This window comes from Pedobacter sp. AC402, from assembly GCF_979252805.1.
Genome location: NZ_CEEDAI010000015.1, coordinates 491,347 through 504,231, shown reverse-complemented (window position 1 = coordinate 504,231; position 12,885 = coordinate 491,347). Strand labels below are relative to the sequence as shown.

At 38.2% G+C, this 12,885-nt stretch carries 8 protein-coding genes; 6 read left to right on the top strand and 2 right to left on the bottom strand.

Annotated elements, in window-relative coordinates:
- Positions 1-404: 404 nt before the first annotated feature.
- A complete protein-coding gene (locus tag AC0IWE_RS25900; RefSeq protein WP_471795294.1) occupies positions 405-2,090 on the bottom strand; it encodes a PNGase F N-terminal domain-containing protein in 1,686 nt (561 codons plus the stop codon).
- A 230-nt stretch (positions 2,091-2,320) separates the two neighbouring features.
- Positions 2,321-2,791 carry a cytidine deaminase gene (locus AC0IWE_RS25895; RefSeq protein WP_471795293.1) on the bottom strand — a complete coding sequence of 157 codons (471 nt, stop codon included), beginning with the start codon at positions 2,789-2,791 and terminating at the stop codon, positions 2,321-2,323.
- A 37-nt stretch (positions 2,792-2,828) separates the two neighbouring features.
- Here AC0IWE_RS25895 and AC0IWE_RS25890 point away from each other — a divergent pair, with 37 nt between their 5' ends.
- From AC0IWE_RS25890 to AC0IWE_RS25865, 6 genes are all read left to right on the top strand, one after another.
- Positions 2,829-5,951 carry a DUF748 domain-containing protein gene (locus AC0IWE_RS25890; RefSeq protein ID WP_471795292.1) on the top strand — a complete coding sequence of 1,041 codons (3,123 nt, stop codon included), beginning with the start codon at positions 2,829-2,831 and terminating at the stop codon, positions 5,949-5,951.
- 10 nt (positions 5,952-5,961) lie between these two features.
- Positions 5,962-7,929 carry a translocation/assembly module TamB domain-containing protein gene (locus AC0IWE_RS25885; protein ID WP_471795291.1) on the top strand — a complete coding sequence of 656 codons (1,968 nt, stop codon included), beginning with the start codon at positions 5,962-5,964 and terminating at the stop codon, positions 7,927-7,929.
- Positions 7,913-10,228: a translocation and assembly module lipoprotein TamL gene (gene tamL, locus AC0IWE_RS25880; protein WP_471795290.1), complete on the top strand. Its 2,316-nt coding sequence runs from the start codon at positions 7,913-7,915 to the stop codon at positions 10,226-10,228. The genes AC0IWE_RS25885 and tamL overlap by 17 nt, the downstream gene beginning before the upstream one ends.
- Positions 10,229-10,235: 7 nt before the next feature.
- Entirely contained in the window at positions 10,236-11,258 is a 1,023-nt protein-coding gene (locus AC0IWE_RS25875; RefSeq protein WP_055912777.1) for a YihY/virulence factor BrkB family protein, read from the top strand.
- 770 nt (positions 11,259-12,028) lie between these two features.
- Entirely contained in the window at positions 12,029-12,280 is a 252-nt protein-coding gene (locus tag AC0IWE_RS25870; protein WP_471795289.1) for a UPF0175 family protein, read from the top strand.
- Complete coding sequence (locus AC0IWE_RS25865; RefSeq protein ID WP_471795288.1) at positions 12,249-12,728, top strand: PIN domain-containing protein; 480 nt, start codon at positions 12,249-12,251, stop codon at positions 12,726-12,728. The genes AC0IWE_RS25870 and AC0IWE_RS25865 overlap by 32 nt, the downstream gene beginning before the upstream one ends.
- Positions 12,729-12,885 lie beyond the last annotated feature (157 nt).

Here is a 12,885-nt window from a genome sequence, read left to right as displayed (position 1 = left end):
AGTTTGCTCCGGCTTTACGATGCGATCTTTTTTGCGCTCCAGCCCGGCCCGGGCAGCAAAAAAGGATCTCCTCTGCAATCCGGTTTAGAAAGGTAGTGTTGTGCTGCTATTTAGGGCTATAAGGCGCATAAAATCAGCCCCGTCTAAAGGTTGTTGGTTTTGGTATAAGGGTTGTTAGTTTGAGCTTAGAAAAGTCCATTAGTTTGTGCTAGCACTTGTTTTCTAATGAGCGCTGAATGATTGATTGTTTTAAACCATACAATCTTAAACCTATTTATGCATTTTTTTAAAAAGAGCGCGAGCAGGGCAAGGATGATGAATTTATCTTAATGGCAAATCCGAAGGTTTTTCCAATGCGGAGATGATGATTTTACCTAAGCCCGTTTCTAACAGTTAAAATGTAATTACTCTACCCCCAATAAAACGCCAGAAACATTCCATGCACTCGAACTACCACCTTCAGGCTTGCCCATAGGGATTGTTACTTTTACAGTATGCTTACCAGCCTTTAAATCTCCCAAACTAATCCAATTTGGATTGGTAACTGTGCCTGGGCACCAATTAGAACGACTTAAATCAGAAGATGATAAACCTGTTTCAAAATTTCCGGAAGCCGGGTTAAACAATCGGTACGAACCGCAATCCTGTCGCCATGGGGTAAAAGCAAAAGCCTCCTTTTCATCCAGCCAAATGGTATTTTTGCGTGGCACAAACTCATCACCATTGCCCCAGCCACCATGGCCGGTTGTAATGTAACGCAACCTGGCATCTTTTAAATCTTTGGCTAAAGTGAAAGTAACTTCCAAACCTTTTTCACTGCTAAACATTGTGGCATATTCTTGTCCTGCCATTTCCATTACGTTGGTTGAGTTAAACAGGGGCAAAATCACCTCTTTAACTTCTTTCTCTCTCCCGCCATTATGTAATGTAATATTTAACGAAACTTTATGTCCGCCTTTATCATAATTACCAATAAAAACCGCTATCCAAACCTCTTTGCCATTTACTAGGGGAAACAATTCTGATACATCCTGTCTGTAATAAACTTTTTCAGCCCAGGTTTTATCCTTCAGTTTTAAATTATTGTATTTACCAACTCCAAAAGGAGTAAAAAAGCGCATCAATTCAATAACCGGATTGTAATTTGCGGTGGCAACTACGCCCTGGTATTGCTTTCCGTTACCATTATCATAAATTGGCAGGTTTTTAACAGAATTTTTAAGGGCATCTATCAAACTGATCTGTTTATCTGTAGGAATAATAAAAACCGAGCCCGTTCGATCATAAGCATCACCATTTGATTGTTCAGTTAAATCGACAAAAACATTCGGATTGTTTTTCAGTTCAGGGAATTTAACCTTTCTGGCAATTACGGTTCCTCCCGCAAAGCGAAAAATAGAATCGGTAGATTGCGGTTTATCAATAAAGTTGATCTGCTCATTATTGAAAATGTTTAAAGTGGTAAACCTGCTCTTCCAGAGTAAATCTTTATAGCTTAATCCATCAGTTAAATTTGCACTGATTTTCTGTATATCAATCACTTTAAACTTTTTAACCTCTTCAATCTTAGTAGCCGTAATAAAGCTGTTGCCATTACGTACCTGCTCTAAAACCAAACCCAGGTTTTGGCCTAAACTGGTTGGGGCAGCTTTAATGCCTGCATCGCTGGTGTACCACAAATCAATCCGGTTGGAATTTACAACCGTTGTAGCCTTTTTACAGGTATAACCTAAAATCACTTTGGTTTCGTTGCTCAACTCAAAAGTTTGCTTACTGATGGCAAGCGTATCTGCAGTGGCAATCTGGTTGTTAATACTCAAATCTGCCAGCTGAAATAAAATGCCTGCTGGTTTGGTTACAATACTTTGCTCATAGGGATATTTTGCCTTATTATCGAGTATAGCCGCATTGCTGATTAAATTTTGCATTGCCGAAGCCAATACCACAGTGGCATTCCGGTCTTCTTTCGGTTTCCCATCTGATGATCGGAAATAAGTTATTTTATAGGTAGAGCCACTTTTAAGTACCGCCTGGGCGTTTGCGCCAAAAGAAATCAGAACAGAAAGTATAAGGATGTAGAAATGCTTCATGTGGTTAAAAAAACCAAATATAAGTATAAAAGTCGGAGGTATGAGGTAAGGAATTGGAAGACGGAAATACGTTCTGATAGGAAAATCGTTATTGCAAACACAATCGACGAAACAATCTTAAAATGATGGCTTTTAGCTACCACATTAAGATTGCTTCGTCGGCTAAAAAAGCCATCTCGTAATGACGACCTGATTAGAGGTAACTCCCACTTAGCGTTCTAAACGATCCTCTACAAAAGAAAAAGGCAACGAAGCTTCTTTACGCTTGGCACTTTAAGCACCTCACCATTTAAGCAATAAAAAATCACCTCAATCTCCCTATTTTGTTTGCGTTCGAACTCGGCCATTACCTGTAAGCAGCCTCCACAAGATGTTACTGGTTTCAAAATCTCAAAATTATCCGTTTGCGCGGTAATCGCCATACTTTCTATTACCGCATCCGGATGTGTGGAACCGATACTAAAAAGTGCTACCCTTTCGGCACAAAGCCCTGATGGGTAAGCCAGGTTTTCCTGGTTACTCCCCAATATGGTTTCACCCGAGGCCAGGCGAATTGCCGTACCCACCCTGAATTTGGAATAAGGTGAATAAGAAGTGGCCAAAGCACGCTCTGCATTTTCGCAAAGTAATCTATCTGCCAATGTTAATTCATTAATACTTTCGTATTGCTCAAAAGATATATTTAGGTTTATTACATTCATTTTTAACAAATTATCAAACCGCTAGTGTTAAATTTTTATGGCGGGCGAACAATTTAAGTTATTTTTTGTATTATTTAATAAAACCTGCCTTAAATTTAATTTTAATGGCATGCTTTTGGCATTTGTCGATCACCAAACACGCATAGCTTTGAATAAATACGTACGTAAAAGTCTCAAAATTTTATTGTGGGTAATTGCTTCCATCATCATCCTGGTTGTTGGAATAGCATTATCTTTAAATATCCCTGCAGTTCAAAATTTTGTTAAAGGTAAGGCCATAAACTACCTTAAAACTAAAACCAAGACAGAAGTTAGTTTAGAAAGCATTAAAATTGCATTGCCAAAAGATGTGGTGCTGAACAAATTTTACATCGAAGACCGCAAGGGTGATACCTTATTATATGCAGAAAAATTAGCGGTAGACATCAGCTTATTCAAGCTTTTAAAAAACACTGTTGAGATTAATAACATTGAACTAAAAAATGTACGTGCCAATGTAAAACGCATCAATCCCGATACAACATTTAATTTTTCATTCCTTGTTGATGCATTCGCAAGCGATCAGAAAAAGCCCGAAGAAAAAGTAAAAAAAGATACCACTTCTACCTTAAAATTCTCTGTAGATAAAGTATCATTCGAAGATATTGGTATTAACTACCGTGACGATGTTGCCGGTAATGATGTGAAATTATATTTAGGTGCTTTTAAAACCAAAATAAAGGATTTTGATCTCGCCAATCAACATTATGTAATCAAAGAATTAAGCTTGGTTAACACTTCATTGCGCTATTTACAACAAAAGCCACTTACCCAATTGGTGCAGCACATTACAAACAGTGTAGATAGCAGTGAGAAAGAACAAGGTAAACTGCCATTAATTGAAGTACAAAACTTCATTTTCAGCAATGTAAAGGTTAATTACGACGACCAGATATCGACCACAAAAGCCATTGCAGATGTGAATGATTTAGGCCTGGCCAACCTTAAAGTAGATTTAACCAACAGCAAATACTCGGTTGATGATGCCCATTTAAACAAATCGAACATCCTTTTTGCCTTTAAGCCTGCACCGAGCAACAATTTAAAGAAGGTTAAAGATACTGTAGTGCCCGAAAAATCTCCTTTGGGATTGATCATTAAAAACATTAGCCTTGCCGATAACAACGTACAATTTGATAATCTCGGGGCCAAACCCGCACCCAAAGGGATGGATTTTAACCACCTTAAAATTAACCAGCTTAACTTAGGGGCAAGTGATGTAAATTATAGCGCAGCAGGTATAAAAGTAAATGTTAAAAACGGATCGTTAAAAGAGAAAAGCGGTTTTATACTCGATGAACTTCGTGGTGATGCCGTATATAATGATAAACAGATTAAACTGAGCAATTTTATCCTTAAAACACCAAATACCTCCATTGAGAATGCCACCGAGTTAAATTTCACCTCAATGGAAGATTTAACAAAACATCCTGAACGTGTAAAATTAAATATTGCCCTTAAAAATACCTCCATCGGTTTAAAAGATGCTGGTTTTTTCAGTAATGCCGTACCAGCCAATTACCGCAATGAAAAAATAAGAGTAAATGCAGAAGTAAACGGCTACCTCAATAACCTGAATATCCCTAAACTGCAGGTAAGCGGATTAAAAAATACCCAGATCGACATCAGCGGAAAAGCGAAAGGATTACCAGATGTTAAGAAAACTTTCTTGGATTTAAACATCAAAAAACTGCATGTTACCAAAGGCGATATCCTCGTTGCTGTGCCTAAAAAATCTTTACCACCATCTATCGAATTACCGAATGTAATTGATGCCAAAGGTAACTTTAAAGGCTCTATGACCGATTTTAACACCAACTTAAATATTGCCACCGATATGGGTAGTGCAGTTGTTGTTGCGGGCATGAATGGGCCAAAAGGAAAGGAAAGCTACAAGGCAGATGTGAGCTTAAACAACTTTAACGTTGGCAGATTGCTTAAAATGCAACCTAAACTGGGCCGCGTAACTGTTAAGGCAAATGTTGCAGGTACCGGGCTCGATCCTAAAAAGATTAATGCCAAATTTAATGCGAGGGTTTTAAGTGCCTATTACAACAAATATACTTACCGCAATTTATTACTCGCCGGTAATTACAGTAACCAGAATATTAGCATTAAAAGCAGCATGCCCGATAGCAATGCCAACTTTAATTTAGATGCCAAAGTAAATATGGCAGGAAAATATCCATCTGTAAAAGCCAATCTTAACTTAAAACAAGTTGATCTTCAGGCACTAAACTTTAGCCCAACCGTGTTAAGTGCTGCTGGTATTGTTAAGGTAGATCTTGCCACAGCCGACGCCGATTATTTAAACGGTTCGGTTGATGTTACCAGCCTTCAACTGGTTAAAGACAAGCAAAAAATTAATGTAGATACGATTTCCATCCGTGCAAAATCTACTGCAACAGAAAATGAATTAACCCTTAAATCTGAAATATTATCTGCCAAAATTGATGGTAAATACCAATTGACCAAAATAGGTAGCGCAATTATTAATCAAATTAATAAATACTATGCTTTTGGAACAGTAACCAAAGTACCCGACCAACGTTTGCGGTTTTTTGTACAGGTTTACGATTCCAAGCTTTTAAAAAGTTTTGTACCTGAGTTAACGGTTTTTAAACAATCGCAGTTTTACGGTTTAATCGATACACAGAAAGATAGTTTAAAAATCAAAGGTAATTTTCCGCAGGTAGTTTATGGCGATTTTAAAGTAGATACAACTGTTCTTAACATCAACAACGATAATAATAAACTAGACTACAGTTTAACGGTAAAAAGCCTTCAAAGCCCATCAATTGCATTGTTTAATACTGAAGTAAGCGGCGATGCGGCAAACAACAACCTTGGTGTAAATATCTTTTTACGCGATAGGCAGCTTAAAAACAAATATGTAATTGGTGGTACTTTCCAATCGATAAATAAAGACTTTAAATTCTCTCTTAATCCACAAAAATTATTGCTCGATTACCAGAAGTGGGTAGTTTCGCAAGATAATTATATACAGTTTGGAGCTTCAGGAATTTTAGTAAATCAATTCCAGATCAGCAACAGTGGCCAGTCGCTTTCCATAAATAGCAACCCCACTGAAGCCGAATGCACCTTTGGCTGTAGCTTTTAAAGATTTCCAATTGGAAACCCTGACGAAATTTGCAGAAACGGACACCACACTTGTTGGCGGTCGCTTAAACGGAACTGCAAACGTTAAAGATTTGGCATCAAGTCCAAAATTCGAAGCAAACTTAACCATCGATCAGCTGCGTTACCAAAAAGATCAGCTGGGTACATTACGCGTAGCGGTAAACAACAATACCCAAAATGCATTCGAAGTAAATGTAGCCCTAACCGGTGTACATGAGCTGAGGGTTAACGGATTTTATTATACCGCACCGCAAAGTGCATTAGACCTTACGGTAAACATCGATAAAATTGAAATGAAAAACATCGAGAGTTTATCTGCCGGTCAGCTAAAACGTGGCACAGGAACTTTAACAGGGGCATTAACTGTAAAAGGAGCTTTAACTGCGCCGAAGGTATTAGGCGATTTAACTTTTAATAATGCAGGATTTAACGTGGCGTATGTAAATTCATTTTTCCGGATGCCAAACGAAAAGATTTCCTTCACCGATGAAGGGATCAGTTTTAATAACTTCACACTGATTGATTCTTTAAATCAAAAAGCAACCATTAACGGAAAAGTGCTCACCACCGATTTTAAAAATTACCGCTTCGGTTTAGATATTAAAATGAACAATTTCAGGGCGATAAATTCTACTGCTGCTGATAATGACATGATTTATGGAACGGTATTTTTAACGAGCGACATTAAAGTACGTGGAGATTTAAACCAGCCTGATGTAAACATGAACATCAAGGTAAATAAAGGTACCAAGTTTTTCTTTGCACTGCCATCTAGCGATCCTTCAATCATCGATCAGGAAGGAATTGTACAATTTATTGATGCCGATGCACCGCCTTTTAACGGCCAAAAAGCTTTAAAGGTAGACAGTATAAATAAATCGGCCATGAAAGGCATTAACCTTGTTGCGGCAATTACCATCGATCCTGAAGCTGAGCTGAATGTAGTTGTAGACCCATCAAATGGCGATGCACTTAATATTAAAGGTGAGGCAGATCTTAATGCAACGATGGATCCGAGTGGTAAAATAAGTTTAACAGGCCGTTACGAAATTGTAGATGGTTCTTATAACTTATCAGTTGGGCCGCTAGGCAAAAAAGCATTTAAACTGGTTAAAGGAAGCACCATTATCTGGACGGGTGAACCTACTTCGGCAAATGTGAATTTAACTGCATTGTACGAAGTAAACGCTGCCCCTATTGATCTCATCAATGAGCCGGATAATATTCAGGCGAAAACTAAATTGCCATTCCAGGTTTATTTAATGATGAAAGGTGAATTGCTAAAACCAATCATTTCCTTTAAGCTAGACTTACCTGAAAATGAACGCGGGGCACTAAACGGAACGGTTTATACCAGATTAATTAATGTAAACCGCGATGAAAGTGAGCTCAACAAACAGGTTTTTGCATTACTGGCACTAAACAGGTTTATCGCCAACAACCCTTTCGAAAGTTTAGCCGGTGGCGGCGGAGGTGTATCTACCTTGGCTCGATCTAGCGTAAGTAAATTATTGACAGAACAATTAAACAACCTGGCATCTGATTTAATTCAGGGTGTAGAATTAAACTTTGGGGTAAATTCATCCGAAGATTATTCTACAGGCTCGCTGCAACAGAAAACAGACCTGGAAGTAGGTTTATCAAAAAAACTATTAAATGATAGGTTAACCGTAACTGTGGGCAGCTCTTTTGCATTGGAAGGACCACAGGCTCCGGGAGAAAAATCGACAGATATTGGTGGAAATGTTAATGTAGAATATGCATTATCAGCCGATGGAAGATATAGATTAAGGGCTTACAGACGCAACCAGAACGACGTAATAGTACAAGGACAGATTATCGAAACAGGATTAGGTTTCACGCTAGTTGTTGATTACAATAGATTTAGAGAAATCTTCCAGAAAAAACGAAACAGAAGAAACATTGAACAAAAACCTAAAAATGAGACAACTAACTAGACCAATTTTATTTGCACTGGCCTGCTTAGTTTTGGCGGGATGTAGCGCTACGAAATCTTTAAAACCGGGGCAACATCTATATACAGGTGCTGAAGTAAAGATCAATCCAGATTCTTCGGGCAAAATTGATGATGAAAAACAAGTAAAAACGGACCTTGAAAGTAAAACCAGGCCCCGTCCGAATAAATCTATTTTGGGTGTAAAAGTAAAACTTGGCATTTACAACCTTGCAGGAGAACCAAAAAAACCAAAAGGCTTTAGAAACTGGTTGCGCAAGCAAGGTGAGCCACCTGTATTGGTTAGCGAGGTAAAACTAAAATATAACAACGATGTATTAACAAGTTACCTAATTAGTGAGGGTTACCTGCAGGCCACCGTTACTGGCGATACTGTAGTGAAGGATAAAAAAGGCAAAGCTGTTTATACTGCAGAAACCGGAAACCGATATAAAATTAACAAAATAACTTTCCCACCAGATACCGGGGCTTTAACCAAAATCATCAACCAGAATAAAAATAAAACCCTGCTGAAAGTAGGTGATTATTACGACCTTGATAATTACAAAAACGAACGCATTAGAATAGATAACGACCTTAAAGAACTAGGCTATTTTTATTTTAGTCCTGATTACCTGATTTTGCAGGTAGACAGTACCATTGGCAAAAACCTGGTAAACGTTACGGTTAAGGTAAAAGATATTGCGCCTGATGCTGGTTTAAAACCTTATTCGATCAGGAATATCAACATTTACCCGAGTTATAGCTTGCGGAGAGATACCATATTAAGAAAGTTAAAACCACTGGAGTACCACGATTTTAGCATTTATGATGATAGGAATACCTTTAAGCCAAGATTGTTCGATCGATTGGTGTTTTTCCAAAAAGGTGAACCTTATAACCGTAAAGACCATAATCAATCGTTAAACAGAATGGTAAACATTGGTGCTTTTAGAGATGTGCGGGCAGAGTTTTTGCCAATCGATACTTTTAAGAACAACCAGTTAGATTTGAACATATACCTCACCCCGTTAAAGAAAAACTCATTGAGCTTTTCGGTTACAGGTACCAGTAAATCAAATAACTTTGTAGGCTCGGAAGTAAAAGTGACGCAAACTACCCGAAATTTATTCAGAGGTGCAGAACAGTTGGATGTAAGTGTAAGCGGTGGTTTTGAAACACAGGTAAGAGGTACTTCTTTAGGCCGGAATTCGCTTTCGCTTACAACGGAAGCAAAATTAACTTTCCCTCGTTTTATTGTGCCCTTTTATAAACCGAACAGCACAACGGCTTTCATCCCTAAAACCATTGCTTCGCTTTCTTATCAGATGCTAAACCGTGGTTCTGAATATACTTTACATGCCATAAAAGGAGAATTTGGATATAATTTTAAAGAAAACCAATATAAGGAGCATAACTTTAATCCGATTTCAATCAGTTATATTTCTACAGGCTTTCCTGATTCAAACAGAAGAGACAGTTTATATGAAGTGAACCCACTATTAAGGAGTACTTTAGAAAACCAATTTATCATTGGAAGCAATTATAACTTTACTTACACCAACCAAATGGAAACCAACCGCAGAAATAATGTTTATTTCTTTGGTGGTTTAGAAACAGGTGGTAATGTGTGGGGCTTATTTACACCGACAAACGATTTAGGACAAAAAACTTTATTCAATACACCCCTTACTCAGTTCATAAGAGCAGAAGCCGATTTCAGGGATTTTTACAAAATTAACCGCAACCTGATTTGGGCAAACCGTTTAAACCTTGGTTATGGATACGCGTACGGCAACAGTACTTCGTTACCATTTGTAAGGCAGTTTTTTGCGGGCGGAAGTAACGATATCAGGGCATTTCCGGCACGTACATTAGGTCCGGGTACTTACAAAGTTCCTGATAATGCCATTTTTGCCGATCAGGGAGGCGATATTAAATTAATGCTGAATTCAGAACTCCGTTTCAAAATTGTAAGCGTATTGTATGGGGCATTATTTGTAGATGCCGGAAATATCTGGCTAAGGAAAGAGGATTTGGGAGAACCAGGCAAACCGGAAACGGCAAGACTTGGATCGGGCTTTAAATTAAAGAATACATTTAATGAATTGGCTGTTGGTACAGGAGCAGGTTTACGGGTTGATGCTACAATTTTCGTGGTACGTTTAGATGTTGCATTCCCTGTACGTAAACCTTACCTTCCTGAAGGGCAGAGATGGGTATTTGATGACATCGCATTTGGAAACAAAGACTGGCGCAGACAGAATTTAATTTTTAACATTGGGATAGGTTATCCGTTTTAATTTTTCGATGAAAGTATTCCAAACAATCAAGAGTTTCTTTATTGCGCTTTACCACCTTTTTACTGCTGCCGGAAAAGGCTTTGTAGAGGATAGGGTAACAAAACTAAGTGCGTCATTAGCATATTATACTATTTTTTCGCTTACACCGCTTATTATAATCATGCTATCGGCCGCTACCCTATTTTTTGGCGACAAAAGAAATGAGGAAACAAGGGGCCAGTTTTATGGGCAGATCACCGAGATGGTTGGCAAAGATGCAGCTACACAAATCCAAGGTTTTGTAGAACATGCCAATAAATCGGGGCAATCTACCATTGGTTTAATTATTGGAATAGGCACATTGATTATTGGTTCTACTGCAATTTTTATTGAGATTCAAGATAGCATCAACATGATTTGGAAAGTAAAGGCTGTGCCCAAAAAAGGCTGGATAAAAATGCTTTCTAACAGGTTGTTGTCGTTCTCATTAATTGTTTCGATGGGATTTCTACTACTTGTTTCGCTGGTGGTTAACACTGTGGTAGTGGGTTTGGGATCTAAATTAGGCGACCTGCTTTCGAAAAGTAAAATAGATGAAGTTATCCCCGTTGCAAACGATACAATGACCATTCTGGTTTATATTTTAAACAATGTAATAACCCTTGCTGCCGTTACTGCTGTATTTGCTGTTATTTTTAAAGTATTGCCAGATGTGATCATCCGATGGAAATCGGCAATAATTGGGGCCTTGTTTACAGCTTTACTTTTTAGTTTGGGTAAATACCTGATCGGGATTTATATAGAAAAAGGTAATCCAGGATCTGCCTTTGGCGCAGCAAGTTCCATCATCGTAATTTTATTGTGGATATATTATACCTCAATTATACTTTACTTTGGAGCTGAATTTACCCAGGCCTATGCAGAAAAGTATGACAATGGAATTTCTCCAAGTAAATATGCTGTTTTTACTAAAATTACTATTGTAGAGAAAAAGGTAGATGTATTGCCACCACAGCACCCTGAAGATACTGTTGAAGTAAATAAAGAATAATTCTGTTCGCGGAGATGGATTCAACATTATGAACCATCGCAACAAATATTCAATATCAATTGTGATCCAGCATTTGTTTCAGGATCTTTAAATAACATATACTTCAAAAATGATTCCTCAATTAGAGTGGATTAGATCATAACCACCCCTCTGAGGGTCGGCACCGAGCCTTTTTGCCCCGGTTTCGAGCCTTTTACACCCTTAACCACCCCTCAGAGGGTCGGTACCGAGCCTTTTTGCCCCGGTTTCGAGCCTTTTGCACCCTTAACCACCCCTCAGAGGGTCTGCACCGAGCCTTTTTGCATCGGCTTCGAGCCTTTTGCACCCCTAACCACCCCTCAGAGGGCCGGCACCGAGCCTTTTTGCTCCGGTTTCGAGCCTTTTGCACACTTAACCACCCCTCAAAGAGTCGGCACCGAGCCTTTCGAGCAGAGAAATCTAATGAACATATATCCCATAGATGCTGAAACAAGTTCAGCAAGACGCAAGATTGTTGACAAATGAATCTTAAAGCAATTCTTCCTTAATTATTTCATTTTGAGTTATCTAGTCCTCGTTTGTAACGAGGATTTTTGAGGTACGCATTTGCAATGCGAAAATAGTTCCTTTTTAGGTCGATGAAATCGCTTTACTCGTACATCCTCTTATAAACGAGTACGATGTACTGTGCAACGGAGCGAAGAAATCTAACGATTGAGATCAATTAAATCTACATTTAAAGTTAGCGCGGTGAACCTATCAGCATGCACTTTGTTTTAAATTTTAATAATATGTATCTTTATATAATGACTACAATGACCATACAAGTTCCTGAAGCCCTCGAGAAAGAGCATGATGAGACCACGCGCCTCATTGCAGCCAAATTATATGAAGCCGGTAAGCTTACTTTAAAACAAGCCGCTGAAATGTGCCAGATGAAAAAATGGGATTTTGCTGAAATCCTGATTAAGTACAATGTTCATTATTTAGAAGAAGGTGCTACTGACGATCTTGAAACATTCAGGAATGCGCTTAAAGGATAAAATTGTAATAACTGATGCTAGCTGTTTCATTACGCTAGACAAAATAGAAGGTTTAAATTTACTGCATTCCCTATATAAGCAGGTGATAACAACTCCAGAGATAGCTGCTGAATTTGGCAAAAGACTACCTGCTTGGGTTGATGTGAAATCAGTCTTGAATCGCGACTTACTATATGACTACGCTGAAACTATAGATATTGGTGAGGCAAGTGCAATGGCTCTTGCAACAGAAATCAGTGCAGACTTACTTATTATAGATGATGCGAAAGCAAGAAGATTTGCTAAAAAGCTTGAGCTTAATATTATTGGTACAATCGGTATAATACTTAGCGCAAAACTTAATGGCATTATTCCAGCCGTTAAGCCTTATATTATAAAAATACAACAAACTAATTTCAGAATTTCTGACTTATTAACTTCACAAATTCTTAAGGAAGCTGGAGAATAATCTTTTAATATGAAGTCGTCATTCTCGCTTAAATAGTCCTCGTTTGTAACGAGGATTTTTGAGGTACGCATTTGTAATGCGAAAAAAGCTCCCTTAAGAGCGATGAAATCGCTTTACTCATACATCCTCGTTACAAACGAGGACGATGTATATGATT

Bases quoted from the DNA above. Each gene is read 5' to 3' on its own strand.
- AC0IWE_RS25900 (WP_471795294.1), bottom strand. From the start codon at position 2,090: ATGAAGCATTTCTACATCCTTATACTTTCTGTTCTGATTTCTTTTGGC.
- AC0IWE_RS25895 (WP_471795293.1), bottom strand. From the start codon at position 2,791: ATGAATGTAATAAACCTAAATATATCTTTTGAGCAATACGAAAGTATT.
- AC0IWE_RS25890 (WP_471795292.1), top strand. From the start codon at position 2,829: ATGGCGGGCGAACAATTTAAGTTATTTTTTGTATTATTTAATAAAACC.
- tamL (WP_471795290.1), top strand. From the start codon at position 7,913: ATGAGACAACTAACTAGACCAATTTTATTTGCACTGGCCTGCTTAGTT.
- AC0IWE_RS25875 (WP_055912777.1), top strand. From the start codon at position 10,236: ATGAAAGTATTCCAAACAATCAAGAGTTTCTTTATTGCGCTTTACCAC.
- AC0IWE_RS25870 (WP_471795289.1), top strand. From the start codon at position 12,029: ATGTATCTTTATATAATGACTACAATGACCATACAAGTTCCTGAAGCC.